Here is a 23,605-nt window from a genome sequence, read left to right as displayed (position 1 = left end):
CTTCGGTCACGACTTGCGGTCAACGTTGGGAGCGACGTTGCGATACCAGCCATCATTGATGGCGGTTTCCCATTTACCGGCTGGGAAGGTTGGAATAGTCTGGGGGATGATGTCGGCGAAGCGCTTGCGCAGTTCTGCCGGCACAAAGTCCCAGGAAACGCCGGGGAAGCCGCCAAGTTCGGTGAGGATTGCCCCCTGGATTTCTTCCGACAGCACGAAATTCGCGAGCTTCAGGGCCGCATCGCGATTGGCGCCGTTCGCCAGTACGACGGCACGCGAAAAATTGCCGCACAGCGCGAGATCCTGAAGCTGCACCAGACCGGTTTCCTTCGGCAGAACGCCCTGGTCGATGGCCTGAAGCACCTGGTCGGACCAGACCGGGGTCATGGTGACGACGCCCTGGGAAAGAAGCTGCAACGACTGGGTGTTGCCGGACGAGTAGGCGCCCTTGTCGTAAAGCGACGGTGCGATGTCCTTGAGCAGTTCCCATGCCTTGCCGAGGGCCTTGTCGCCTGCTTCCTCCGTGTAATTGTCGACAGTGAAGGCCTTGGGATCAAGGCCGTTCGCCTGATGGATGGCGCGACGAACGAAATTGCCGCCCGAACCGCCTTTGTCGGGGCGGTTGTAAACGAATTGACCCGGATTGGCCTTGATCCAGCTGACGAGCTGATCCCATGTCTTCGGCGCATCCGCCGGCTTCAGCTTGCTCGTATCATAGGCGAGCAGGACCTGGCTGCCACGATAGGGCAGGCTGTACTCGCTCTGGATAGCGAGCGGGTTGACACGCGAATAGTTGGAAAGGCCGGCCTTCGCCATGTTCACATAGATACCGGCTTCGATGGCGCCGGCAGGCAACAGGGGATCGGCCGTTTCGAAATAATCGGCCTGCGGATCGGTCCCGGTCTGCTTCGCGGCAACGGCGCGCTCGCCGATGGCGATAATGCCGGCGCCGTCGCCAGCGTCGACCAGATTGAGCTTCAGGCCAGGATTGGCGGCTTCAAAGGCGGGCTTGATCGTGTTGGACCAGAAATCGAGGATGTTTGTATCCGAACTGGTGTACCAGTCGATCGTGCCCGCAGCGGCGAAGCTCATGCGCGGTGCAAGGGCGAGACCGGCGGCGGCGCCTGCGGCGGACATCATAAAGGTTCGGCGTTTCATCTATGTCTCCGATATTGTCGGCGCGAGTGGAACTGTCGAGCGCTGCCCGAGGGGCTGGTAGGCGCAGGCCGGTCGTTGCACAGCCGTGCATTTTTGGACCAGCCGGCGGCGGTTCTAATGTCTTTCCATAACGCTTTCGTGACAGTCCGACCGCGCCGCCTCGGAGCCGCGCGCTCATATCGCGCCTATTCGCGACGGAGCATAAAGAAAAACCCCGCCGAAGCGGGGTTTCCGTTACCAGGTCTGGCGACCATACCAGTCGTCAATGTCTTTTCGGGTGCGGTCCTTCTCGTAACCGTAGCGCTCCTGGATCTTGCCTTCCAGCTGTTCGCGCTTGCCGTTGATGACGTCAAGGTCGTCGTCAGTGAGTTTGCCCCACTGCTCCTTGACCTTGCCCTTCATCTGCTTCCAGTTGCCTTCAACACGATTCCAATCCATTGGATCCTCCCACTGTTTTTGGTCTGCACCTGTAAATGTGCGAAGGCAGATCGGGTTCCGGCAAAACGTGAACATCGCACCCGGGCTTGAAACATTGGGCGAAGATAAAGCGCGGCACGGAATTCCTTTCCGTGTGCGTTTCTGCATGACGGAACAATCGCTGCCCTCGATTGTTAGCTTCACTGGAAAGCCACGGTCCTTAGCGGGCTTTGCTTTCGTGTAGAGCCGCAGGGTTCAGCGTGTCATGAACAAGTTCTTCACTCGCTTTGCGAGCCGTATCGCATCTTTCTCAGGTTCGCCCAGCGCCTTTGTCGTGGCGCTCGCCACCGTCCTCATCTGGGGCATCAGCGGACCCCTGTTTGATTTTTCGGAGGTCTGGCAACTCGTCATCAACACCGGCACAACGATCGTCACCTTCCTGATGATTTTTCTCGTACAGAATTCCCAGAACAGGGATTCCGCCGCGATGGAGGCGAAACTGGACGAGTTGCTGCGGGCCGTAGAGCAGGCGCGCGCCGACTTCATCGGCATCGAGCATCTGACGGAGGACGAGATCGAGGAGATCCGGACCCGTCTCGAAAAAGAAAACGGGCGGGAAAGCAACAAGCCGCCGCCCCATCACGCCATGGATCGTCTGCTTTCCCGGCGTTAGTCACCGGCCTCCTGACCGATGGCCGATCATTGTTCACAACACTTTCCAAACCCTGGAAAGACCGTATGGCAGAAGGAGTTACCATGTCACTCACCGTTCTTGCTCTGAACGCGACGCTCAAACCGTCGGCCACGTCTGAACCATCCTCCACCGAGAAGCTGCTGGACCTCATATTAAGGGAATTCGCCAGCCAGGATATCAAGGCCGAGACGATCAGGCTCGCCGATCACGATATCAAGCCGGGCGTCAGTTCAGACGAGGGCGAAGGCGATGCCTGGCCGGCCATTCGGGAAAAGATACTGAAGGCCGATATCCTGCTCATGGGAACACCGATCTGGCTTGGCCAACCTTCGAGCGTTTGCAAGAGAGCGCTGGAGCGCATGGATGCATTCCTGGAGGAAACCGATGATGAGGGTCGGATGGTTTCTTATGGCCGGGTTGCGGCTGTCGCGGTTGTCGGAAATGAAGACGGCGCCCATCATGTCTCGGCGGAGCTCTTTCAGGCGCTGAATGACGTCGGCTTCACCATCCCTGCCAATGCTGTTGCCTATTGGGTCGGGGAAGCGATGGGGTCGACGAATTTCGTCGATCTGGACAAGACGCCCGATGCCGTCAAAACCATGGTCAGCATGCTGGTGCGCAATACCGCGCACCTGGCGGCTCTTCTCAGGAATTCCCCGTATCCCGGCAGCGATCAGTAGCCCGGATTTTGTTCCGGCTGGTGAACAGGCACCGCCTCGGTCGCCGCGCGGAGGCGACGGTTCAAGCGGCACCCCCTTATTATTTTTTGGAACTCTCCGCCTCCCGCTTTGTTCGGAAGGTGCCTTTCCCGGGCCGGAAAGGCACCGCCTCCGACGGGAAGTATGGCCGATGGTGAAAAGGGAGGAAGACCCAAATGAAGAAGACTTTTTTCATGGCGTTTTTTGTTGGAGCAGGGGCTGTTTCGGCCTTTGCCCAGCAGGCTCCGACAGCCAATCCCGGTGGTGATACGCCGGCGGTTGTGACGCCGGACACGAAAAGCCCGACGGCTCCGGTGGAAGGCGCCAACAGCTTTACGGAGGTGCAGGCGAAGAAGCGGATGGAGGAGTCCGGTTACACCGGGATCACAGGCCTCACCAAGAATGACAAGGGCGTGTGGATGGCATCGGGAATGAAAGACGGAAAAACCGTGGCCATAGCACTCGATTACCAGGGCAACGTCGTCGCCAGGTGAGGGCAGGACTTAAGCGCACGGACTTTTGGGAGAAACATGATGAGAACCGTAACTGCACTTTTTGATGATTATGATGATGCAAGTAACGCCGTCAGCGAACTCGAGCGCGCGGGCATCCCCTCAAGCGACATCAGCATTGTGGCCAGTAACGCCGACAGACGCCACGGCGAGGACAGCAAAGCCGCTGAAGGTGCCGGCACCGGTGCCGGCATCGGGGCCATTGTCGGCGGCGCCGGCGGCCTGCTGACGGGCCTCGGCATGATGGCTATACCGGGTGTCGGACCCGTCGTCGCCGCTGGCTGGCTGGCCGCCACCGCCGTCGGTGCGGCAGGCGGTGCTGTTGCCGGAGGAGCCACTGGCGGATTGATCGGAGCCATGACCCGCTCAGGCGTTTCGGAAGAGGACGCCAATGTCTATGCGGAGGGCGTGCGCAGAGGCGGAACTCTCGTCACTGCGCGGGTTGAAGACGATTTTGTGCCTGAGGCGGAGGCTATCCTCCGACGCTCGAACTGGGTCGATCCCTTCGAACGGCGTTCGGCCTATGGTCAGGAGGGCTGGACGCGTTTTGACGAAACGTCGAGGCCCTACGCCGCTGAAGATGTTGAGCAGGAGCGGAACCGATATCGCCGCTCGGCGCTTTGACAGGAGCATTCCTCACCGCCCACCGGGCGTGGCGTCCTGCCACGCCCTTGCGAAAAGCTTTCAGGAGTTACCATGGCCAAAAAACCGGACACCACCGCATCGGCGGGAAAAAGCGACGTTGTTACGATCCACGACCAGAAACTTTCCCGCGGCGAGGGCGGCGAGTTGCACCAGACCGCCGAAGGCGACGCACCCGTCTTGACGACAGCGCAGGGCGGGCCAGTCGCCGACGACCAGAATACGCTTCGCGTCGGTCCTCGTGGCCCGCTTGTCATGGACGATTTCCATTTCAGGGAAAAGCTCTTTCATTTCGATCATGAGCGAATTCCAGAACGTGTCGTTCATGCCCGCGGTTATGGGGCCCATGGCTATTTCGAGACCTACGATTCCCTAGCCGCCTACACGAAAGCGGATCTCTTCCAGCGTGCGGGCGAAAAAACCCCGGCTTTCGTGCGTTTTTCGACCGTGGCCGGCAATAAGGGCTCTTTCGATCTTGCGCGCGACGTGCGCGGCTTCGCCGTCAAGCTTTATACGCAGGAAGGCAACTGGGATCTCGTCGGCAACAATATCCCGGTATTCTTCATCCAGGACGCCATCAAATTTCCCGACCTCATCCATGCCGCAAAACAGGAGCCAGACCGCGACTTTCCGCAAGCGCAAACGGCTCATGATACGTTCTGGGATTTCATCAGCCTCACGCCCGAAAGCATGAACATGGTCATGTGGATCATGTCCGACCGCACCATTCCGCGGTCGTTCCGGTTCATGGAAGGGTTCGGCGTGCACACCTTCCGTTTCATCAACGCGAAAAACCAGTCGACTTTCGTGAAGTTTCACTGGAAGCCGAAGCTGGGTCTCCAATCCGTGGCGTGGAACGAGGCGGTGAAGATCAATGGTGCCGATCCCGATTTCCACCGTCGCGATCTCTGGGCGGCCATCCAGTCCGGCAATTTTCCGGAATGGGAGTTGCAGGTCCAGCTTTTCGACCAGGATTTCGCCGACAGCTTCGATTTCGATGTCCTCGATCCCACCAAAATCATTCCCGAGGAGATATTGCCGCCGCAGCCGGTCGGCAGGCTGGTTCTCGACCGCATGCCGGACAACTTCTTTGCCGAAACCGAACAGGTGGCGTTCATGACGCAGAACGTGCCGCCGGGGATCGATTTCAGTAACGACCCGCTGCTGCAGGGAAGAAATTTCTCCTATCTCGATACACAATTGAAGCGTCTCGGCGGGCCGAACTTCACGCACCTGCCCATCAATGCGCCCAAATGTCCCTTCGCGCATTTCCAGCAGGACGGCCACATGGCGATGCGCAATCCAACGGGGCGCGCCAATTATCAGCCCAACTCCTTTGGCGAAGGCCCGCGAGAATCGCCAGCGCGCGGCTTTACACATTTTGCAGGCGAAGAGCAGGGCGCCAAGGCGAGATTGCGGCCGGAGAGCTTCGCAGATCACTATAGTCAGGCGAGGCAATTCTATCTCAGCCAGACTCCTCCCGAACAGCGCCATATCGCCTCCGCCCTCACTTTCGAGCTGAGCAGGGTGGAGACGGTCGCCATACGTGAACGGATGGTGTCACACCTCCTCAACATCGATGAAACGCTTGCGTCGACAGTTGCCCAGAAGCTTGGTTTCCAGTCGATGCCTAAACCGGCAGAGGCGGCAGTGCCGACCCGACAGGACCTGGAGCCTTCACCCGCCCTCAGCATCGTCAATCGAGGGCCGCAACGTTTCGAAGGGCGCAAGCTCGGCATTCTCATTACGGATGGCGTCGACGCAAAATTGCTGCAGGGGCTGACCGAGGCTGTTACCGCCGAGAAGGCCGTCTTCGAGTTGATCGCGCCTAAAGTCGGGGGCGCCGTGGCTTCGGACGGCACTCTCATTAAAGCGCATTACATGATCGATGGCGGTCCTTCGGTTCTCTTTGATGCAGTGGCCTTGTTGACATCGGCAGAGGCCATCGACGATCTCGTCAAGGAAGCAACGGCCCGGGATTTTGTCGCGGATGCGTTCCAGCACTGCAAGTTTATCGGTTATGACCAGTCGGCCCTGCCATTGCTGGAAAAGGCCGGAATTGCCGATGCCATGGATGAAGGCGTCTTGCCTCTGCCGGGAGAAGACGGGTTGGCAGCCTTTGTTTCCGAACTCGGCAAGTTGCGCGTTTGGGCGCGCGAACCGTCGGTCAAGCTTGGGAAGGCATCAGTCCCTGTCGCTAACGGATAACGCAACCGGCGGCGTGCCCTCATCGTTTGAGGGAGCGCCGCGCCCGCGGCCAGTGCGCCGCAGCACCGGCAGACGAAAGTGCCGCCATATTTGGCGGCACTTCTCACCCGGAGGTCTTGTCCAGAGCGAGGTCTGATTATGAAGCTTGTCCGCGACAACGGATTGACCATCGTCCTTGTCCTTGCATCACTGCTGACGATCGGCGGCATGTTCGCCACAGGCTGGGTCGTTCACAATGATGAACTCGTGCAACATCATGATAAACCGCTCACGCTTTTGTCCTACGCCACGAGCGGGCATTTCCTTTCGGCGCTGTTCGAAAACTGGGAAAGCGAATTTTTGCAGATGTCGGCCTATGTGGTGTTGACGGCATTCCTGTTCCAGCGCGGGTCCGCAGAATCCAAGGATCCCGATGAGCCGACAGCGCAAGACGAGGACCCTTCACGCAAGAAAAACGACCCTGAAGCACCATGGGCGGTCAGGGCCGGCGGCATCATTCGCGTCGTCTATTCCTATTCGCTCGGAGTGGCGCTGTTTGTTCTTTTTGTAGCGAGCTTCCTGCTGCATCTGAGATACAGCGCCGATGCCGCGGCAGTGGAGGCACGCCTGCACGGCGAACCGGCGACGACATTGATGGCGCATCTGGGAAGCGTTGAGTTCTGGTTCGAGTCCTTCCAGAACTGGCAGTCGGAGTTCCTCTCCACCGCAGTCCTGATCGTCCTGTCCATCTTCCTGCGGTTCAGGCGGTCGCCCGAATCCAAACCTGTGGCAGCACCCCATAGCGAGACCGGCGGGTGAAAGGCAGAGGGGGTGGATCCCAAAATTCTGACCGCACCCGTCAGCGTTTATCCCAGGGACGCCTGTTGGCGGCGTGGTCCTGTTCCTGATCGGTCTTGATGGCAGCACCGTCCTGGCCCCGCTCTTTCGAATGCTGCTTCTTGTCGCGGTTGGAAAGGATCCGGTTTTCCTCAATGCTTCCCTTGTCCAGCTCGGTCATTGCGCCTGCGCCGGTATCCCCTGCGTGCCTTTTCCGAAGTGTTTCCTGTCTGCATGTGCCATTATCGCCTCCTCTTGGCGTTGGACGGGCTGCTGCGGCAGTCGAGGCCGCCACCCGTCGCTCCCGAACTTCCCCCATGCCTTTTCGTTCCGGAACTTCTGTCGCCCTCCGTGGTTCGTGATCGCACGGGAAGGGGGCTTTGTCTTGAACGACGGTGCGTACGCACGAACAGATAACAGGAGGCGCAACGATGGCCGGTCCAAAAACGCATGAACAACAGCTCCGCATCATCGAAAAACGCGAGAACACCGCTAATGCCGATGATGGTTTTAACGTCGAGGCGGAGCTGAAGCGGTCGAAGGAAGAACGGGATGCCCGCCGAGGGGCGGAGAAACTTCTCGGTGGCAATGCGGAATTAACGGATAAGGATGATCGCCAGATGCTGCGCGGTGAAAATCAGGAAAGCCCGCACCACAAGCGCGGCGCGGATGATTGAGGTGAAGTCCGGTCGGGCCGGATGTGGCTTCGTGGCGCCGGAAGTGCTGCGAGGCTATTTCCCATCCGGCTCTGCCATCTTGCGGTGTTGTCTGGCGAGCGTTTCCGCCGGCGTTACATTGGCCATCGCCGACATCAGCTTGTTTTTCCAGCCGGACACGACATCGCCCTCACCATTCATCATCGCCTCATAGCCGGTCTTGGCCACGAAACCGGGATCGTCCTTCTTCTGTTTGCCAACGGGGGTGTCGAGCATGTCCGCACGCTCGAAGAACTCCGTGTCCGTCGCGCCCGGCATCAGGCAGGTTACCGTGACACCCGTGCCATCAAGCTCTTCGCGCAGCGCGAAGGAAAAGGAATTGATGAACGCTTTGGTGGCGTTATAGACCGCCTGAAACGTGCCCGGCATGAAACCGGCGATGGAACCCGTAAACAGGATACGTCCATTGCCACGCTGGCGCATTCCGCCTGCAAGGGCATGAACCAGCGCAATCGTGCCGCTGATATTGGTGGCGATGACCCGCTGGATGTCCTCCATTCTCTGATCGAGAAAGCCATCGCCCAGGCCCTGTCCTGCGTTGGCGAACAGAAGATCGACTGGCCGCGACGAGGCGGTGATGCGCGTGAGAAGCTCCTCCACGCCCGCCTGTGTCGAAAGATCGGCCCGCACCGCCTCTACCTGCGTGCCGGCCGCGCGCAGCCGGGTGGCCGCGGCATCGATGTCATTTTCATCGGCCACGATGATGAGGTCGTAACCATCCTGCGCGGCGCACCGGGCGAGCTCATAACCGATGCCGGACGAAGCGCCGGTGACGACTGCAAGGCCCTTGGTGGATTCTTCCCTGCTCATGATCACCTCCTACGGCTTCAGGACGACTTTGATGCAGCCATCGTCGCGGTGGCTGAAGGTGTTGTAGAGGTCGGGTCCTTCATCGAGGGTGGCGCGATGGGTAATGACGAAGGACGGGTCGATTTCGCCTCTTTCGATGCGGCCCATGAGGTTGGGTAGGTAGGCCTGAACGGGCGTCTGCGCCATCTTGAACGTCAGGCCGCGATTGATGGCGGAACCCATGGGAATTTTGTCAAGAAGACCGCCATAGACGCCGACCAGCGAGACCGTACCGAAATTGCGGCAGCAATAGATTGCCTGACGAAGTACATGCGGCCGGTCGGTCCCCATGAAGGTTGCGACCTTGATGCGGTCGATCCTCGAATCCCATCCTGCCGCGGGATCGGGCTCCGTTCCTACCGCATCGATACAGGCATCCGCGCCGCGACCATGGGTCAGTTCCATGATGCGGTCGTAAATGTCCTCGTCGAGGTAATTGAGCGTCATCGCGCCGGCTTTCGCAGCGAGATCGAGCCTCTCCTGCACGGCGTCGATGGCGATGACCTGTTCCGCACCGAGGAGAAAGGCGGAACGGATCGCCATCTGACCCACCGGACCGCAGCCCCAGATGGCAATCGTATCGCCCGGCTGGATGTTGCAGAAGTCCGCGGCCATATAGCCGGTCGGAAAGATATCGGACAGGAAGAGGACCTGTTCGTCGGTCAGACCGTCCGGAACCTTTATCGGCCCGACATCCGCGTAAGGCACCCGCATATATTCCGCCTGGCCGCCGCTGAAGCCACCGAGAAGATGGGTGTAACCGAACAGGCCGGCAGGCGAATTGCCCCACATCTTCCGCACCTTGCGCGGATCGGGATTGCTGCGTTCGCAGCCGGAATAATAGCCACGCTTGCAGAAGAAGCACTCGCCGCAGGCGATGGTGAAGGGGACGACCACGCGGTCTCCGACCTTGAGCGCGGTATTGTCCTTACCGACCTCAACCACCTCGCCCATGGTTTCGTGGCCCATGATGTCGCCGCTGTGCATGTCCGGCATGATGCCATTATAGAGGTGGAGGTCTGAGCCGCAGATCGCGCAGGCCGTGACCCTGATGATCGCATCGCGGCCATGCTCGATTTTCGGATCGGGAACGCTTTCGCAGCGAATGTCGTGTTTGCCGTGCCAGGTCAGTGCCTTCATGTCGCTCACCTTCATTGTCTGCTGGGTTGTCAGAAGCGCCCTTTGTCGAGCGGGTGCCTAACCGGGCGTCCGCGCGAAAGTTCCCCGCGGCACCGGGACCTTCTCGCTCCCGGCGGCAAGGCAGGGCGGAATTTTTTTTAGAGAATGGAAACCCGCCGCGCTTTCAGAGGTTCGGTTACTCAGCAATTCGGGAGTTCATCGATCATGACATCACGACGCAAGGCAGCTCCCGATATCGGGTTTAAGCCCGGTCCGGCCGGCGGCTGGGGATCGGCCAAGTCGGTGGGAGAGGTGCTGTTGAGGGAACATGTTCCCCTGTCCGGTCCGACATTGCTGAAACACCAGAACAAGCCGCAGGGATACATGTGCGTCAGCTGCGCCTGGGCGAAACCGGCCAAGACCCATCCCCTGGAATTTTGCGAAAATGGCGCGAAAGCCACCGCGTGGGAAATAACGAACCGACGCGCCGACAGTGCGTTTTTCGCCAGACACAACCTTGCCGAACTGGAGGGCTGGCGCGACTACGATCTGGAAGAGCAGGGCAGGCTGACGCAGCCGATGCGTTGGGACGCGGCCACGGACAGATATCTGCCGGTCAGCTGGCAGGCCGCATTCGAGGAGATCGGCCGGGAGCTGCGCGCTATCGCGCCGCAGCAGGCGGAGTTTTACACCTCAGGCCGCGCCTCGCTGGAAGCATCTTACATGTACCAGCTCTTTGCCCGCATCTATGGCAGTAACAATCTGCCGGACTCATCCAACATGTGCCATGAAAGCTCGTCCGTCGGCCTGCCCGAAAGCATCGGCGCTTCCGTGGGAACGGCGATCCTTTCGGATTTCCAGAATTGCGACTGCATTTTCTATATGGCGCAGAATGTCGGAACATCCTCGCCGCGACTGCTGCACGATCTGCAGGATGCGGTCGACCGCGGCGTGAAGATACTGACATTCAACATGCTGCGGGAGGCGGGGCTGGAGCGCTTCGTCAACCCGCAGTCGCCCGGCCAGATGCTGGCGACCCCCGCGACGCCGATCTCGACGAAGTATTACCAGGTGAAGAATGGCGGCGATATCGCTGCCCTTTTCGGTATCTGCAAGGCGCTTGTCGAGGCAGACGACGTGCTGCATGCGAGTGCCGCAAGCAAGGTTTCCGGCTCGGATGGGCAGCCGCGCGATCCGGCCAATGCGGCGGCGGTCGCATTTGCCGCTGCCATTGCCGCGGCTGACAAGAAGCATGTGCTCGATCATGATTTTCTTGCCGAGCACACGGCGGGTTTTGACGATTTCGCCGCTGCAGCCCGCCGCCATGAATGGGAGGAGCTGGAGCGCGTTTCAGGCCTGACCCGCGAGGAGATGATGGAAGCCGCCGCCATATATGCGGATTCCGACGCGGTGATGATGGTCTATGGCATGGGCCTCACCCAGCATGTGATGGGCGTGGAGAACGTTCACATGGTTGCCAACCTCGCGCTGCTGCGCGGCAATATCGGCAAGCCGGGTGCAAATATCTGTGCCGTCAGGGGCCATTCGAATGTGCAGGGCCAGCGTACAGTCGGCATTACGGAAAAACCCGGCCTCGTGCCGCTGGACAAGCTCGCCGACCTATACCAGTTCCAGCCGCCCGCGTGGGAAGGCCACTCGACGGTCGACAGCTGCAAATCCATTCTCGCCGGGGAAACAAAGGCTTTCATCAGCCTCGGCGGCAATTTTTTGCGGGCAGCGCCGGAAACCGAGGCGATGGAAGCCGCGTGGCGCAAGCTGCGGCTGACGGTCCAGATCGCAACGAAACTCAATCGCAGCCACGTCATCCACGGCGAGATCGCCTTTCTGCTTCCCTGTCTCGGACGCATCGAAATCGATGAACAGGCGACAGAGCCCCAGGCCGTCTCCATGGAAAGTTCCGTTGCGCATTTCCATGGTTCGCGTGGCAGGGCAAAGCCGGCCAGCCGGGAGTTGCTCTCGGAACCGGCGATCATTGCGGGCATGGCCGTGGCGACGTTGACGCGCGGCAACGTTCCTTGGCAGCAATGGGTTCACGATTATTCGCGCATTCGCGACGCCATAGAGCAAACCTATCCGGAAACCTTCAGGAACTTCAACGAACGGCTTTTCAAACCCGGGGGCATCCCGCGCCCATTGCCCGCAAGGGAGCGAAAATGGGTAACCTCAAGCGGCAAGGCGAATTTCCTGACCCCCGGCCGCCTGTTCCCCGAATTCCCGCCTGAGGCGTCGGGTCCGGACGTCCTGCACCTGTCGACGTTGGGATCCAACGACCAGTTCAACACGACCGTCTACGGCTATAGTGACCGTTTTCGCGGCGTGGAAGGAACGCGGCAGGTTCTGTTCATGAATGTCGATGACATCGCCCTGCTTGGGTTTGCCGACGGCGATATCGTCGATATCGTTACGGCAATCGAGCCGCAGACGCCAAGGGCGGTCCGCGGGTTCAGGATCGTTGCCTATGATATTCCCCATGGCTGTTGTGCTGGCTATTTTCCGGAAACCAACCCGTTGTTTCCGCTGAGCCATCATAGTCCGAAAGCGAAGACGCCATCATACAAGCTGCTGCCCGTCCGATTGACGCCGTCAACCACGGTTCCTTCCAACTGAGGATGCTCGAGGTGCGGGATGCGGAGGAGGGAAAAGGCCAATCGTTCAGCGACACTTCTATGGTCCGCTCTATGCGGTTCTTTAATCGGGGCAGCGGCGATCATGGGTTACTGGCGTAAACCGCGAACATTCCGCAGCGACCCTCCCGTAACGGCAGCGCCTGAGCGATTGCGCTTCATGCCCGTTCCTGTGGCCGGCGCGCCGCCGGAAGTTTATTTTGCTCTCGGCAGGCCGTTCGAAAACGGTGCTTATGATCTTTCCCAGGGAAAACGCCTCTATTCATGGTTCGGATGCCCGGCTTGCCACGGTGAAGGCGAAGGCGGCAAAGGTCCATCGTTTCTCGACGGTCAATGGATTTATGGACCATCCATGGTCTCTGTCGCGGCGTCGATCAGGGATGGCCGGCCGCACGGCATGCCGCCTTTCCGCGCCAGGATGACGACTGAAGAGATCTGGCAGCTTGCGGGATATGTGAGAACCATCGGGGCCTATTCGCCATCGGTGGCGGCCCCGGCCCGTAATGACGACCGTCAGACCCGTCCGGCTGAGAACCGGGCGCCTGCTGCCATCCTCTTCAACGAAGGGTCAGCGTGGAAAAGACCGGAGGAGCCGGTGCCTTGAAGATCGTCGCCGCTCTCCTTGCTGTCCTTACTTTCCTTTCGGGGTGCGGCGACGTTCAGTCGGTGCTGAACGCTGCAGGGCCGTCAGCGTCGATGTTGAAGAATCTGATCCTCTTCATCGTGGCGGTGAGCCTCGTCGTGTGGCTGGCAGTGATCGCGATCCTGATCCTGTCTCTCGTCAGAAGCCGGCGGGTGGCGCAGGACGAGACGGCAAGCGGCAAGCGATTACAGCTTTTCGTCACGGGCGCGGTGATGATGACGGTTTTCATTGTCGCCGGCCTGACGCTTGCGAGCTTTCTTGCAACGCGGGCCATAAACTTCACCGGCGAGGCAGACTTGACGATGCGTGTTCGCGCCCAGCAATGGTGGTGGCAGTTCATATACGAAGATGCGACACCGGATGGCGGTTTTCAGACCGCCAACGAAATGCACATCCTGGTCGGGCGGAATGTCCGGGTATTGCTCGAAAGCCCGGATGTGATTCATTCCTTCTGGGTGCCCAGCCTTGCCGGCAAGATGGACCTCGTTCCGGGACGAGAGAATACGCTTGTGTTTCGCGCTGACAGGCCGGGTGTTTACCGGGGCCAATGCGCGGAGTTCTGCGGCCTTCAACACAGCCACATGGCTTTCATGGTCATGGCCGATGACGAGGCGTCCTATCGCCGGTGGGCCAATAAGCAGAAGGCGGTGGCCGCCATGCCGCAAGACGCAGATGCTCTGGCCGGGAAGGCCGTGTTCCTGCGCAAGCAATGCGCCGCCTGCCACACCGTCAGGGGAACGCCGGCCGCCGGCACCACGGGGCCTGATCTTACCCATGTCGGCAGCCGCCGCACGATCGGCGGAGGCCTGCTGGAGACCACACGCGGCTCGCTTGCGGCATGGATCGCCGATCCACAGACGTTGAAACCGGGCAACAACATGCCGCTGGTGCCGCTCACCGGGGAAGAGTTGCGGCAGGTTTCCGCCTATATGGAGGGGCTCGACTGATGGCGGGAAAACAGGCCTCCATCCTCATGGATACCGATCTGCCGGTTCCCGGCATGGAGAGCGCGCTCGAAACAACATGGGGGTCGAGCCGCGGTTTCTGGGGCGCGATTGGTACTGTCGACCACAAGGTTGTAGCCCGGCGATATATTGTCACGGCCTTCGTGTTCCTGATACTCGGCGGCCTGCTTGCTCTCGTCATGCGCCTGCAGCTGGCAACGCCCGAAGCGCGTTTTATCGACCCGGACCGGTACAATCAGATATTCACCGTGCATGGCGCGAACATGATGTTCCTCTTCGCCGTGCCGGTCATGGAGGCGATGGCAGTTTATTTCGTGCCATTGATGGTCGGGACGCGCAACATCGCCTTTCCCCGGCTGAACGCCTATTCCTACTGGGTATTCCTTGTGGGCGGGCTGCTTCTCTGGGTCTCGTTCGTGCTGGACAGCGCGCCTGATGTCGGCTGGTTCGCCTATGTGCCGCTCGCGGGCCCGGAATATGGCGCCGGCAAACGCGCCGACATATGGGCTCAGATGATAACCTTTACGGAGCCTTCCGCACTCTCCATTGCGGTGGAAATCGTGGTGACGGTTTTCAAGCAGCGCGCCCCCGGCATGTCGCTTGATCGGATTCCGCTTCTCGTCTGGGCAATGGTGGTCATGGCCTTTCTCGTCATCATTGCCATGCCCGCGATCATGTTCGCCAGTTCCACGATGATCATGGATCGTCTCGTCGGCACCCATTTCTACAATCCGGCCGAAGGAGGGGACGTGCTCCTGTGGCAGCATGTCTTCTGGTTTTTCGGACATCCGGAGGTCTACATCATCTTCCTGCCGGCTGTGGGCATGGTCTCCACCATCCTGCCCGCCTTTGTCGGCCGGCCGATATTCGGTTACATGCCCATGGTCATGGCGCTTGTCGCAACCGGTGTCCTGTCTTTCGGTCTCTGGGTGCATCACATGTTTGTGGCTGGCCTGCCGAAACTCGGAGAAAGTTTCTTCACTGCCTCCAGCATGGCGATTTCCGTGCCGGCCGGCGTGCAGATATTCTGCTGGCTGGCAACATTGTGGGCCGGGCGGCCGGTTTTCAAGACCCCGCTTCTTTTCATCATCGGCTTCATCGTCACCTTTGTCATCGGCGGTCTGACGGGCGTCATGGTGGCGTCCGTGCCCTTCGACACACAGGTTCACGACACCTATTTCGTGGTTGCGCATTTTCACTACGTCCTGATCGGGGGCGCCGTTTTTCCGCTGATCGGAGCCGTCTATTACTGGTTTCCCAAAATGACAGGGCGGATGATGAGCGAAACGCTCGGCCGCATCAGCTTCTGGCTGATCTTCGTCGGCTTCCACCTGACATTTTTTCCAATGCATATTCTCGGTCTGCAGGGAATGCCGCGACGCATCTATACCTACCAGCCGGAGATGCCATGGGCGGGCCTCAACCTCTTCGTGAGCCTCAGCGCCGTCGTGCTCGCGACAGGTTTTCTCGTCTTTTTCATCGATATCGTCCGAAGCTTTGCCAAAGGCCGTCCCGCCGGGGACAATCCCTGGGGCGCCGCCACGCTGGAATGGGCAACCGCCTCTCCGCCGCCGCCCTTCAATTTCCGCTCCATACCCGTGGTGGGAAGCCGCGATCCACTGTGGGAGAACACCGGAGAACTGCCTGTTGTCGCGGGGATGCGGGTGGATCGCCGTGAAATTCTGGTCACCAGCGTCGTCGAGGCGCTGCCCGAAGCCCGCGAGGCTTCCCCGACCGACTCCGTGTGGCCGTTCTGGGCGGCCATCGCAACGTCCATCATGCTCATCTGGTCCATGTTCTCCCCCTGGGCAGTCGTCTGGGGATCGATCCCGATTGCTGTAGCGCTGATCGGCTGGTTCTGGCCGAAAGGAATGGCGGAGGAGGAAGCATGAAAGAACGTGTCGCGCTCGATGTCTCCAAGCTGCCGATGTCCGGCAACGGCACCGCCAGCCCCACATGGTGGGGAACCTGCGCCTTCATGCTGATCGAAGGAACGGGCTTCGCGCTGGCGGTCGCTGTCTATTTCTACCTGATGAGCCTGGCACCACGATGGCCGATCGACGCCCCGCCGCCGGATCTTTCAGCCGGCACGGTGCTGACAGCGCTGCTTGTCGTCAGCGTCGTTCCGAATGTCCTCGTCAGTCGCTGGGCCAGGCAGAGGCGGCTTGTTCACGTCCGTTTCGGTTTAGTCGTCATGTCCGCAATCGGGTTTGTCCTGCTGGCGGTGCGCGCCTTTGAGTTCCCAGCCCTCCAGGTGAAGTGGGATGACAATGCCTACGGATCGATCGTGTGGACGATCCTCGGACTGCACACGACCCATATTCTGACCGACCTCATCGATACCATCGTCCTTACCTGCCTGATGTCTACCCGGCATGGCGACAGCGCCCGCCGTTACGGCGATGTAGAGGACAACGCGCTCTACTGGAATTTCGTCGTCGTGACCTGGCTTCCGCTTTACGCCTGCCTTTACTGGTACCACGGCTATGACCCTGAAAACCCTTGATATTGCCGGACTGTTCGGCGCTCCCCTGATCTGGGCGTTCAACACGCAGCTCGGCCAGATCTTGCAGGCGGTCGACTGCGGCAGCCGGACGGGCTTTACAGCTGTCGCTGCCTTCCTCTCTGCCGGGATAGCGGTTACCTGCGGCGTTCTTTCGGAAAGGGGCCGGAGTTCCACTGCATCGCGGATGGCGATGTTCCTGATGTCGTTGGGCGTCCTCGTCGCGCTGGTTTTTTCCTTCGCACTCCTTCTTCAGGGGGCAGCGACATTGCTGCTGAACCCATGCGCGCGCTGACACTGATCTTCCTGTTGCTGGTCAGCGCCGGGCCGCTCTCGGCCCATGAGGGGGAGGCGCATCCGACGGCGATGATATGGACTTTCGATGGCTGGATCATCGGACCGCTGCTTGTCGCAGCCGGCCTTTTCAGTATCGGTTTTTTTCGGCTGTGGAGACGGTCGGGCACCCGCCGGTGGATGGCGAGGTCCGCCTTCGCCTTTTCCGGCGGCTGGCTTGTTCTGGTTGCTGCACTTGTCTCTCCGATCCATTCCATGGGCGAGCACCTGTTTACGTTCCACATGATAGAGCACGAGATGGTTCTGGGGGTTGCCGCGCCGCTGATCGTGCTGGCGCGCCCCGTCGGTATCTTTCTCTGGAGCATGCCGCGCATGGTTCGTCGTCGTCTGGCTGCGGTGATGACCGACAGGCGCGTGCGGGCCACTGGAATGTTCTTGCCGGCGGGGCTGTGGCAACATCACTGCACGGGCTTGCCATCTGGGGCTGGCATGCGCCTGCGCTGTTCGATGCGACGGTGAGCGACATGCCACTGCACCGGATACAGCATCTCTTTTTCTTTCTGACCGCGATCCTGTTCTGGTGGGCAGTTTTCTGGCGCGCGGACCGGGGGCTTGCGGCCTGGCACCTGTTTGTCACGATGATGCATACCAGCATTCTCGGCGCCCTGATCGCGCTGGCGCCACAGGTGATTTACGTGGCCCAGACCCGAGACGCGCCGGCATGGGGCCTGACGCCCTTCGAGGACCAGCAGCTTGCCGGTCTCCTGATGTGGGTGCCTGGCGGTGTCATCTATGCCGGGGCGGCGCTCGCGATGCTGGCGATATGGATTTCCCGGTCGGGCAGGGAGGACCGATATGGCGCGTCCCTTCTCTAGAACCGGCCTTATACTCGTTGCGGTGCTTTCGGCGGCGCTTGCCACGGGCATTGCGGTCGCAATCGTCAAGAACGTGTCACAGCGCGGCGCCGTTGCCACGGCAATGACTGGCGGTGATGCGCGCCTGGCGCGCGGGATTTTCCGGCGCTACGGCTGCACGGGCTGCCACGCGATCCCCGGCGTTGCCGGTGCGGACGGGAAGGTGGGGGGCGAACTACGTTCACTTCGCCAGCGGGTGTATATCGGTGACGGCCTCAACAACACACCGGACAACCTGATTCGCTGGATTGTCTCGCCGACGCATTTTTCGCGGCAGAGCGCCATGCCCGAAACCGGTATCACCGAGGCCGAAGCGCGCCATGTCGCGGCCTATCTTTATGCTCACTGACGGGTCACGGATGCGGGGTTTGCCTTGCCGGCAGGGCCTTGATGTAGCGGGCAATCGCGTCGCGATCTTCCTGTGGCAACTGCGAAAGATTGGCGACCACGTCCACCATTGCGGACCCGACATGTCCGTCCTGTGGCTTCTGGCCTGTTGCGAGCATGGTAGAGATGTCGGTCTGCGTCCACCTGCTGAGACGTGCCGGCGTGATGTTTGGCACAAAGCCCGTGCCTTCCGCGTCGGGACCACCAGCGAAACGGGTTTCCGGGCGAATGGCGGCGAAGATATTACGGCTGGAATGGCATTCGGCACAGTGGGCAAGCGTCTCCGTCAGATAGGAGCCGCGATCAAGAGCGGGATCGCCGGTGATCGCCTGCGGTTTGCCGACCTCTTCAAAGAACAAAAGCTTCCAGACGCCAACGGCACGGCGCAACCTGAAGGGTGGCCACAGATCATGCGGCGGCGCTTTGCCGGAAACAGGCGGCAGGGTCCGCAGATAGGCGTAAAGGTTTTTTATGTCCTCGATCTTCATTCCCGTATAGCTCGTATAGGGAAAGGCCGGATAATAATGGCGGCCGTCAGGCGATATGCCGGCGACCAGCGCATTTGCGAAATCTTCAACGGTCCAGGAGCCGATCCCATCGGCAATGTCGGGGGATATATTCGGCGGACGGAAAACGCCGAAGGAGGAGCAAAGCGCCAATCCGCCTCCGAGCACGAGCGAGTCCGGCTGTCCCGGCGTGGCATGGCAGGACCCGCAGCTTGCAGCCAGAAATACCAGTTTTCCCTGCTGCGGATCGCCGGGCGATGATCCGATGTCGTTCGGTCCGAAGACCGGCTTCGGCGTGGTCAGAAGCCAACCCCCCAGACAGGCCGCGGCTGCGAGACACCATATCAACGGCCGGCCTGGCTGAACCGACAGATGAAAACCGGGAGTCTCGCGAACCATCATCGGAAAGGTCCATCGTCAGAGCATACTTTTATGATTGCGCCGGGTTCCGGCCGCACGGCTGATCCGCCGCTATCGAACTTCGCATGCCGTTTGTGGTTCCCGCGCGATCACGTCGCCAGTCATGGCCGCCGTTCGGGAACAACCGGAGCCGACCGTAGTTAGGCCGGCATGTCCAATCCCAATGGAGGTCGGCACGTGGACCCGGAAACTGATCACGAGACCTGCAACAGCCTGAACATAGAGGCCGCAACTCCCAAGGTGGTCAAAATCACCATCGACGGTCGAACGCTCCTCGAAGGCGTGCTGAACACCGGAAGTGTTCTGAGCGTGCAGACGAAGGAGGGCGCCGAGCCGCAATCCATCGAACTGGTTGTCGAGGTCTTGGCTCGGTAGCCGCTTCGCGAACACTCGGCGCGGCAAGGGCACCGCGTCTCTAGCCGCGAAAGTCGCCCTCGTTGCTTTCCCGCTCGTCGTAATTGATGTCCCAGTCTTTTTCCGGCTTTTTTGTACCTGGTGGCAGCTTGTTGGCGGTTGCGTCGTCCGAGCCGGTGATGACCCTCGGCTTCGCGCTCGCAACGCCGTTATTGGTCGAGGTCTTTTTGCCGGGGGCAAACTGGGGCGCGCTGTCCTTGTGAATCTGCTCGAGCTTGTCTTTTTTCGTCATGGCATCCTCCTGTCTGTCCCTAACCTTTTTACGCCAATGCTGTTCCCTCGAACCATTAGTACGGAACCGCTTTTTGCTCCCGGGGTTAGGAGGAGAGAGCGGACCGCAGGGTCTGCGCTGCAGGATGTTTTAAAAAAAAGGGGCTTCCGCGATGACCCGATCACAGGACGATGTCAGGCCCGAACCCGGCACCGATGACGCACGCTCGACTGAAAGCGATGAAAGCCGCAAAGACCGTGAAAAGGCGACAGAAAACGCCGAACGCGAAAGGCGCTCCCGGTATGGACGCGACGAAGACAAGGAGAACAACGATGACGGAATCGGCAACAACCACCGATCATGACACGATACGGAAATGGGCGGAGCAGCGCGATGGCCACCCTGCCAAAGTGGACGTCTCGGGCGATGGAGGGATCCTCAGGATCGATTTCGGTGAGCCGGAGGATGCGCTGAAGGCCATATCATGGGACGAGTTTTTTGAAATCTTCGAGGACAGGAAGCTGGCATTCCTTTATCAGGACAGAACGTCGGGCGGCGAGAGCCGCTTCAACAAGTTCATTTCACGCTGAGGGAGAGGCGAGTGAGCGACGAAACGGTATCGAGCATCCCGAACCGGGCACAGCAGCAAAAGGCATATCGGTTCTGGGCCCCGGTTTATGACCGTGTCTACGGCTTCTTTCTCAAGCGGGCGCAGATGGAGTTGGCCAGATGTGTGGGTGGTGCCGGTCGCGACATTCTCGAAATCGGCGTCGGCACGGGGCTGGTCCTTCCGCTTTATCCTCCGGCCAGCAACGTGACCGGGATCGACATTTCAGCGGACATGCTTCGGAAGGCCAAAACAAAGGTGGCACGCGGTTCACTGCCGCATGTGAAAGCACTGCATGTGATGGATGCCTGCGAAACCACGTTTCCGGATGCGTCCTTCGACGTGATTTCGCTGCCCTTCGTCATCACGCTTATTCCCGATACCGGCCGGCTGCTTTCCGAATGCGCCCGAGTGCTGAAGCCGCGTGGCGAGATCGTCATCGTCAGCAAGATCACCGACAGCAGCGGCGCAGTTCGCCGCATAGAACAGATGGTCTCGCCGGTGGCCCAAAACATCGGGCTCAGTTCGGCATTTCGTCTGGACGGGATTGAGGACTGGCTGCGCCGCAACCCGTCATTCCATCTGGCGGAAAACAGGACGATCCCCCCAACCGGGTATTTTCGTCTGCTGCGTCTTTCCCGCTCATCGCCGGAGACGTCTGAGAAGGCCTCCCCTTCGGGGCACTAGGACCTCTGGCACCGCCGAAAAAATACGCATTGTACGTTGGCGTACGGCAACCAAGCGGTAGATGGGCCATTTCCCTTCTATGTGAAAGGAAGGACCATGGCCAAACACGCTATAAATGAAGAGTCCGGCCCCGCACTAAGCGAAGCGCAACTTGAGACCTTGCGTATCGGAATTGCCGATCTCGCGCCAGCGCTGACGGCGTTTGCGCGTCGTTTCGTCAGAAATGACGAGGATGTCAACGATCTCGTTCAGGAAACCATGATGCGGGGGCTTCGTTCCCTGCACCGCTTCACCCCCGGAACAGCCCTGAAATCGTGGCTGTTCACCATTTTGCGGAACACCTTCTGTACCCGATACAAGGTTGCAAGGCGCGAATGCGTCGGGCTGCCGGCGGGAATAGAGCAAACGATGTCGGTCCCCGCCAGTCAGGAATGGCGGATGGAGCACGATGAAGTCATGCGCGCAATCCGCGATCTGGATGCGGATCAGAAGAAGGCGCTGCTGCTCGTTGCCGGAGGAACGAGTTACGCCGATGCAGCCTCCATCTGCGGCTGCAGGGTGGGCACCATCAAGAGCCGCGTCAACCGCGCCCGCGAATCCCTGCGGCGCAATCTCGCCTGACATCAGCGGGCTACCGCGAACAGCACACTGTAGCTGCAGGATTTCCCCGTTCGCCCGTCGATGTCGCCAAGCCGGTGGAAGATTTCCCCTTCCACCGGTGGCAGATCCGCCGGAGCATCGGATAAATTGGCCCTGAGCTGCAACCGGCCGGCCGCAAACGTCCAGTCTATGGCAAGCGTTCGCGCAGGCGAACCGAGTGCCGTCCCGCCTCCGAATTCCGAAGCGAGCAGGGGCCAGACATACTGCCGGCGCTTTGCAAGCAATCCCGCAAGGATCTCGCTTGCCCGTCTCCCATCTTCCTCATCGGCCTGACGCCAGTTCAAGGTAGAAAGGAGCCGCGTGCGCACATCATTGGGGTCCTGGACAAGATCGCGCGCGTTTTCGGGAAGAGCTCCCTGAAACATTTCAGCCTGCCGCAACCGCCCTTTTATCGCGGCTTCCCGATCGTGTTGCGGGTGGTCGGAAAAGAAGTAGAAGGGCTGCGTCGATGCGTGGTCGTCGCCCATGAACATCAGCGGCGTTTGGGGGGAGAGCAGGAGAATGCACTCTAGTATATCGAAAAGAGCTGGTTCGAGCAGGGCACGCAGTCTTTCGCCGCAAAGCCGGTTTCCGGCCTGATCGTGATTGTGAAGGAAATTCACGAAGGTTTGCGGGGATAGATGGTCGCTGCGTTCGCCGCTCCCCGCAAAGTCCCGGGAAGGGCGCGGATCGCCCTGGTAAACGAAGCCGGTCGCAAGCGACCGACGAAGCAGGCTCTCCGGGTTCGAAACGAAATCCTGATAAAGACCGCCATCTTCGCCAGTCGTCATGACGTGAACGACGTGATGAAAGTCGTCGTTCCACTGGGCGTCTACCAGCGGTGGAGCATCTTCTTCGGGCGTCATCGGCTTTGCCGTGTTTCTTGCATCCTCTATGACAAGATACACATGCCTGCCCGTCACCTTGTGCCTGATCGTCTGGGCAAGCTCTGTCAGGAAATCCACCTCGCCGCCGCCGCCGGCCAGATGGTCGGCGGCATCGATCCGCAACCCGTCAAAACGGTAGGTCTGAAGCCAGTAAAGAGCGTTTTGCAGGAAATATGATCGCACATCCACGCTGTCGAAATCGGGAGCAGGGCCCCAGGGTGTTTCGTTTTTCTGAAAAAAGTCGGGCGCATAAGTTTGAAGGAAGTTCCCCTCCGGCCCGAAATGATTGTAAACCACATCCAGCAAAACCATCATCCCCAGGCCATGGGCCGCGTCTATAAAGGCTTTGAGGTCGTCCGGCGATCCATAATCCCGCTGCGGCGCAAATTGCAGAACGCCGTCGTAGCCCCAGCCGCGATCTCCCTGAAAACTCGCGAGCGGCATCACCTCAATGACGGTGATGCCGAGTTCAGCCAGTCGTTCCAGCTTCTTTTCGGCTGCCCGGAAAGTCCCTTCTTCCGTGAATGTGCCGATGTGAATCTCGTAGATCACAGCCTCGTGCCACGGCCTGCCGGTCCAGTTCTCATGCCGCCACGCAAAGTCGTGATCGATGATGGTTGACGGGCCGTCCAGGCCGCCTTCCTGCCAATGTGAGGCCGGATCGGGGATTTCACGCCCGTCCGGCAGAACAAAGTGATAGGTGGCGCCGCCACTCACATCCGCTGCAACGGCTTCGTACCAGCCGTTCCCCTCAGACCGCATTTCGTATTCCGCGCCGTTTATAACGAGCCTCGGCGCATCAGAACCGGGCGCCCAGATGCGAAAGCGCGCATCTCCTGCAGCATCGAATTGCACGCCCCATTTGCGGTATTTCATTGCGTTGAACATTCACGGAACCTCCAGTCAGCCTCGTTTGGTCCTAACCGGATCGCCGTCGGTCGGTTCCTGCCTCCGCACCGGGAATATGCTGATGAAAGGAACAAACGGGTTTGGCCGTCGTTCGCCGTTGAACAGCCAAAACGACGGCTCGGCGGGCATCAGCTTGCCGCCCGAT

At 60.0% G+C, this 23,605-nt stretch carries 29 protein-coding genes; 21 read left to right on the top strand and 8 right to left on the bottom strand.

Annotated elements, in window-relative coordinates:
- Positions 1-6: 6 nt before the first annotated feature.
- Both AGR2A_RS15510 and AGR2A_RS15505 read right to left on the bottom strand, forming a co-directional pair.
- A complete protein-coding gene (locus tag AGR2A_RS15510; RefSeq protein ID WP_072493733.1) occupies positions 7-1,158 on the bottom strand; it encodes an extracellular solute-binding protein in 1,152 nt (383 codons plus the stop codon).
- 234 nt (positions 1,159-1,392) lie between these two features.
- A complete protein-coding gene (locus AGR2A_RS15505; protein ID WP_004444538.1) occupies positions 1,393-1,596 on the bottom strand; it encodes a CsbD family protein in 204 nt (67 codons plus the stop codon).
- A 244-nt stretch (positions 1,597-1,840) separates the two neighbouring features.
- Here AGR2A_RS15505 and AGR2A_RS15500 point away from each other — a divergent pair, with 244 nt between their 5' ends.
- From AGR2A_RS15500 to AGR2A_RS15475, 6 genes are all read left to right on the top strand, one after another.
- Positions 1,841-2,248: a low affinity iron permease family protein gene (locus AGR2A_RS15500; protein WP_034497847.1), complete on the top strand. Its 408-nt coding sequence runs from the start codon at positions 1,841-1,843 to the stop codon at positions 2,246-2,248.
- A gap of 83 nt (positions 2,249-2,331) precedes the next feature.
- On the top strand, positions 2,332-2,949 hold the full coding sequence (locus tag AGR2A_RS15495) for a flavodoxin family protein (RefSeq protein WP_072493765.1): 618 nt from the start codon (positions 2,332-2,334) through the stop codon (positions 2,947-2,949).
- A 194-nt stretch (positions 2,950-3,143) separates the two neighbouring features.
- Complete coding sequence (locus AGR2A_RS15490) at positions 3,144-3,461, top strand: hypothetical protein (RefSeq protein WP_072493732.1); 318 nt, start codon at positions 3,144-3,146, stop codon at positions 3,459-3,461.
- A gap of 39 nt (positions 3,462-3,500) precedes the next feature.
- Positions 3,501-4,103 (top strand): general stress protein, encoded by a 603-nt coding sequence (locus AGR2A_RS15485; RefSeq protein ID WP_006700454.1) that lies wholly within the window; start codon positions 3,501-3,503, stop codon positions 4,101-4,103.
- Positions 4,104-4,175: 72 nt separating this feature from the next.
- Positions 4,176-6,329: a catalase C gene (gene catE / locus AGR2A_RS15480; protein WP_072493731.1), complete on the top strand. Its 2,154-nt coding sequence runs from the start codon at positions 4,176-4,178 to the stop codon at positions 6,327-6,329.
- 138 nt (positions 6,330-6,467) lie between these two features.
- A complete protein-coding gene (locus tag AGR2A_RS15475) occupies positions 6,468-7,127 on the top strand; it encodes a DUF6766 family protein (protein ID WP_072493730.1) in 660 nt (219 codons plus the stop codon).
- A gap of 40 nt (positions 7,128-7,167) precedes the next feature.
- On the opposite strand, the gene AGR2A_RS15470 is transcribed toward AGR2A_RS15475, so the two are convergent.
- A complete protein-coding gene (locus AGR2A_RS15470; RefSeq protein ID WP_435653674.1) occupies positions 7,168-7,326 on the bottom strand; it encodes a hypothetical protein in 159 nt (52 codons plus the stop codon).
- A gap of 250 nt (positions 7,327-7,576) precedes the next feature.
- On the opposite strand from AGR2A_RS15470, the gene AGR2A_RS15465 reads away from it, so the two are divergent.
- Positions 7,577-7,822: a hypothetical protein gene (locus AGR2A_RS15465; protein ID WP_072493728.1), complete on the top strand. Its 246-nt coding sequence runs from the start codon at positions 7,577-7,579 to the stop codon at positions 7,820-7,822.
- A 54-nt stretch (positions 7,823-7,876) separates the two neighbouring features.
- On the opposite strand, the gene AGR2A_RS15460 is transcribed toward AGR2A_RS15465, so the two are convergent.
- Positions 7,877-8,671, bottom strand: coding sequence for an SDR family NAD(P)-dependent oxidoreductase (locus AGR2A_RS15460; RefSeq protein WP_034497836.1), 795 nt, complete (start codon positions 8,669-8,671; stop codon positions 7,877-7,879).
- A 9-nt stretch (positions 8,672-8,680) separates the two neighbouring features.
- Positions 8,681-9,850: a zinc-dependent alcohol dehydrogenase gene (locus AGR2A_RS15455; protein ID WP_072493764.1), complete on the bottom strand. Its 1,170-nt coding sequence runs from the start codon at positions 9,848-9,850 to the stop codon at positions 8,681-8,683.
- 204 nt (positions 9,851-10,054) lie between these two features.
- On the opposite strand from AGR2A_RS15455, the gene AGR2A_RS15450 reads away from it, so the two are divergent.
- Genes AGR2A_RS15450 through AGR2A_RS15415 form a run of 9 tightly spaced genes read left to right on the top strand, consistent with a single transcriptional unit; the run spans position 10,055 to position 18,142 of the window.
- A complete protein-coding gene (locus AGR2A_RS15450) occupies positions 10,055-12,457 on the top strand; it encodes an FdhF/YdeP family oxidoreductase (RefSeq protein WP_072493727.1) in 2,403 nt (800 codons plus the stop codon).
- Between the two features lie 18 nt (positions 12,458-12,475).
- Positions 12,476-13,078: a c-type cytochrome gene (locus AGR2A_RS15445; protein ID WP_072493726.1), complete on the top strand. Its 603-nt coding sequence runs from the start codon at positions 12,476-12,478 to the stop codon at positions 13,076-13,078.
- Complete coding sequence (gene coxB / locus AGR2A_RS15440) at positions 13,075-14,064, top strand: cytochrome c oxidase subunit II (protein ID WP_072493725.1); 990 nt, start codon at positions 13,075-13,077, stop codon at positions 14,062-14,064. The genes AGR2A_RS15445 and coxB overlap by 4 nt, the downstream gene beginning before the upstream one ends.
- Positions 14,064-15,974, top strand: a complete 1,911-nt coding sequence (gene ctaD, locus AGR2A_RS15435) for a cytochrome c oxidase subunit I (protein WP_072493724.1) — start codon at positions 14,064-14,066, stop codon at positions 15,972-15,974. Before coxB ends, ctaD begins: the two co-directional genes overlap by 1 nt.
- Positions 15,971-16,588, top strand: a complete 618-nt coding sequence (locus AGR2A_RS15430) for a cytochrome c oxidase subunit 3 (RefSeq protein ID WP_072493723.1) — start codon at positions 15,971-15,973, stop codon at positions 16,586-16,588. Before ctaD ends, AGR2A_RS15430 begins: the two co-directional genes overlap by 4 nt.
- Positions 16,569-16,880, top strand: coding sequence for a hypothetical protein (locus AGR2A_RS15425; protein ID WP_072493722.1), 312 nt, complete (start codon positions 16,569-16,571; stop codon positions 16,878-16,880). Before AGR2A_RS15430 ends, AGR2A_RS15425 begins: the two co-directional genes overlap by 20 nt.
- Positions 16,868-17,398, top strand: a complete 531-nt coding sequence (locus AGR2A_RS30360; RefSeq protein WP_337442100.1) for a cytochrome c oxidase assembly protein — start codon at positions 16,868-16,870, stop codon at positions 17,396-17,398. Before AGR2A_RS15425 ends, AGR2A_RS30360 begins: the two co-directional genes overlap by 13 nt.
- On the top strand, positions 17,329-17,754 hold the full coding sequence (locus tag AGR2A_RS30355; RefSeq protein WP_337442101.1) for a cytochrome c oxidase assembly protein: 426 nt from the start codon (positions 17,329-17,331) through the stop codon (positions 17,752-17,754). Before AGR2A_RS30360 ends, AGR2A_RS30355 begins: the two co-directional genes overlap by 70 nt.
- Positions 17,735-18,142: a c-type cytochrome gene (locus AGR2A_RS15415; protein WP_072493721.1), complete on the top strand. Its 408-nt coding sequence runs from the start codon at positions 17,735-17,737 to the stop codon at positions 18,140-18,142. The genes AGR2A_RS30355 and AGR2A_RS15415 overlap by 20 nt, the downstream gene beginning before the upstream one ends.
- 4 nt (positions 18,143-18,146) lie before the next feature.
- Here the strand turns inward: AGR2A_RS15415 and AGR2A_RS15410 are convergent, their stop codons facing one another.
- The gene (locus AGR2A_RS15410; RefSeq protein WP_234797369.1) at positions 18,147-19,088 is read right to left on the bottom strand and encodes a c-type cytochrome; all 942 of its coding nucleotides are present in this window, start codon (positions 19,086-19,088) and stop codon (positions 18,147-18,149) included.
- Positions 19,089-19,283: 195 nt separating this feature from the next.
- Between AGR2A_RS15410 and AGR2A_RS15405 the strand changes: the two genes are divergently transcribed.
- Positions 19,284-19,481, top strand: a complete 198-nt coding sequence (locus tag AGR2A_RS15405; RefSeq protein WP_234797368.1) for a hypothetical protein — start codon at positions 19,284-19,286, stop codon at positions 19,479-19,481.
- Between the two features lie 40 nt (positions 19,482-19,521).
- Here the strand turns inward: AGR2A_RS15405 and AGR2A_RS15400 are convergent, their stop codons facing one another.
- Positions 19,522-19,752 carry a hypothetical protein gene (locus tag AGR2A_RS15400; RefSeq protein WP_004444504.1) on the bottom strand — a complete coding sequence of 77 codons (231 nt, stop codon included), beginning with the start codon at positions 19,750-19,752 and terminating at the stop codon, positions 19,522-19,524.
- 151 nt (positions 19,753-19,903) lie between these two features.
- On the opposite strand from AGR2A_RS15400, the gene AGR2A_RS29615 reads away from it, so the two are divergent.
- The 4 genes from AGR2A_RS29615 to AGR2A_RS15380 all read left to right on the top strand — a co-directional run bounded on the left by AGR2A_RS29615 (position 19,904) and on the right by AGR2A_RS15380 (position 21,646).
- The gene (locus tag AGR2A_RS29615) at positions 19,904-20,095 is read left to right on the top strand and encodes a hypothetical protein (protein WP_022563909.1); all 192 of its coding nucleotides are present in this window, start codon (positions 19,904-19,906) and stop codon (positions 20,093-20,095) included.
- Positions 20,064-20,321, top strand: a complete 258-nt coding sequence (locus tag AGR2A_RS15390) for a hypothetical protein (RefSeq protein ID WP_048902941.1) — start codon at positions 20,064-20,066, stop codon at positions 20,319-20,321. Before AGR2A_RS29615 ends, AGR2A_RS15390 begins: the two co-directional genes overlap by 32 nt.
- A gap of 11 nt (positions 20,322-20,332) precedes the next feature.
- Positions 20,333-21,025 (top strand): class I SAM-dependent methyltransferase, encoded by a 693-nt coding sequence (locus AGR2A_RS15385; RefSeq protein ID WP_072493719.1) that lies wholly within the window; start codon positions 20,333-20,335, stop codon positions 21,023-21,025.
- A gap of 96 nt (positions 21,026-21,121) precedes the next feature.
- Entirely contained in the window at positions 21,122-21,646 is a 525-nt protein-coding gene (locus AGR2A_RS15380) for a sigma-70 family RNA polymerase sigma factor (RefSeq protein ID WP_004444493.1), read from the top strand.
- A gap of 2 nt (positions 21,647-21,648) precedes the next feature.
- On the opposite strand, the gene treZ is transcribed toward AGR2A_RS15380, so the two are convergent.
- Positions 21,649-23,439: a malto-oligosyltrehalose trehalohydrolase gene (gene treZ, locus AGR2A_RS15375; protein ID WP_072493718.1), complete on the bottom strand. Its 1,791-nt coding sequence runs from the start codon at positions 23,437-23,439 to the stop codon at positions 21,649-21,651.
- Positions 23,440-23,605: the final 166 nt, after the last annotated feature.

It is taken from the genome of Agrobacterium genomosp. 2 str. CFBP 5494 (genome assembly GCF_900013495.1).
Classification (GTDB): Bacteria; Pseudomonadota; Alphaproteobacteria; order Rhizobiales; family Rhizobiaceae; genus Agrobacterium; species Agrobacterium pusense.
The sequence above is the reverse complement of the archived record's forward strand: the minus strand, read 5'-3'. Positions and strand labels throughout refer to the sequence as shown.

Bases quoted from the DNA above. Each gene is read 5' to 3' on its own strand.
- AGR2A_RS15430 (WP_072493723.1), top strand. From the start codon at position 15,971: ATGAAAGAACGTGTCGCGCTCGATGTCTCCAAGCTGCCGATGTCCGGC.
- AGR2A_RS15400 (WP_004444504.1), bottom strand. From the start codon at position 19,752: ATGACGAAAAAAGACAAGCTCGAGCAGATTCACAAGGACAGCGCGCCC.
- AGR2A_RS15390 (WP_048902941.1), top strand. From the start codon at position 20,064: ATGACGGAATCGGCAACAACCACCGATCATGACACGATACGGAAATGG.
- AGR2A_RS15500 (WP_034497847.1), top strand. From the start codon at position 1,841: ATGAACAAGTTCTTCACTCGCTTTGCGAGCCGTATCGCATCTTTCTCA.
- AGR2A_RS15410 (WP_234797369.1), bottom strand. From the start codon at position 19,088: ATGATGGTTCGCGAGACTCCCGGTTTTCATCTGTCGGTTCAGCCAGGC.
- AGR2A_RS15455 (WP_072493764.1), bottom strand. From the start codon at position 9,850: ATGAAGGCACTGACCTGGCACGGCAAACACGACATTCGCTGCGAAAGC.
- AGR2A_RS15380 (WP_004444493.1), top strand. From the start codon at position 21,122: ATGGCCAAACACGCTATAAATGAAGAGTCCGGCCCCGCACTAAGCGAA.
- AGR2A_RS30360 (WP_337442100.1), top strand. From the start codon at position 16,868: ATGCGCGCGCTGACACTGATCTTCCTGTTGCTGGTCAGCGCCGGGCCG.
- AGR2A_RS15475 (WP_072493730.1), top strand. From the start codon at position 6,468: ATGAAGCTTGTCCGCGACAACGGATTGACCATCGTCCTTGTCCTTGCA.
- AGR2A_RS15465 (WP_072493728.1), top strand. From the start codon at position 7,577: ATGGCCGGTCCAAAAACGCATGAACAACAGCTCCGCATCATCGAAAAA.
- AGR2A_RS15490 (WP_072493732.1), top strand. From the start codon at position 3,144: ATGAAGAAGACTTTTTTCATGGCGTTTTTTGTTGGAGCAGGGGCTGTT.
- AGR2A_RS15425 (WP_072493722.1), top strand. From the start codon at position 16,569: ATGACCCTGAAAACCCTTGATATTGCCGGACTGTTCGGCGCTCCCCTG.
- AGR2A_RS15485 (WP_006700454.1), top strand. From the start codon at position 3,501: ATGAGAACCGTAACTGCACTTTTTGATGATTATGATGATGCAAGTAAC.
- AGR2A_RS15445 (WP_072493726.1), top strand. From the start codon at position 12,476: ATGCGGAGGAGGGAAAAGGCCAATCGTTCAGCGACACTTCTATGGTCC.
- AGR2A_RS15510 (WP_072493733.1), bottom strand. From the start codon at position 1,158: ATGAAACGCCGAACCTTTATGATGTCCGCCGCAGGCGCCGCCGCCGGT.
- AGR2A_RS15415 (WP_072493721.1), top strand. From the start codon at position 17,735: ATGGCGCGTCCCTTCTCTAGAACCGGCCTTATACTCGTTGCGGTGCTT.
- treZ (WP_072493718.1), bottom strand. From the start codon at position 23,439: ATGTTCAACGCAATGAAATACCGCAAATGGGGCGTGCAATTCGATGCT.
- AGR2A_RS15505 (WP_004444538.1), bottom strand. From the start codon at position 1,596: ATGGATTGGAATCGTGTTGAAGGCAACTGGAAGCAGATGAAGGGCAAG.
- AGR2A_RS15495 (WP_072493765.1), top strand. From the start codon at position 2,332: ATGTCACTCACCGTTCTTGCTCTGAACGCGACGCTCAAACCGTCGGCC.
- catE (WP_072493731.1), top strand. From the start codon at position 4,176: ATGGCCAAAAAACCGGACACCACCGCATCGGCGGGAAAAAGCGACGTT.
- ctaD (WP_072493724.1), top strand. From the start codon at position 14,064: ATGGCGGGAAAACAGGCCTCCATCCTCATGGATACCGATCTGCCGGTT.
- AGR2A_RS15470 (WP_435653674.1), bottom strand. From the start codon at position 7,326: ATGACCGAGCTGGACAAGGGAAGCATTGAGGAAAACCGGATCCTTTCC.
- AGR2A_RS15460 (WP_034497836.1), bottom strand. From the start codon at position 8,671: ATGAGCAGGGAAGAATCCACCAAGGGCCTTGCAGTCGTCACCGGCGCT.
- AGR2A_RS15450 (WP_072493727.1), top strand. From the start codon at position 10,055: ATGACATCACGACGCAAGGCAGCTCCCGATATCGGGTTTAAGCCCGGT.
- AGR2A_RS29615 (WP_022563909.1), top strand. From the start codon at position 19,904: ATGACCCGATCACAGGACGATGTCAGGCCCGAACCCGGCACCGATGAC.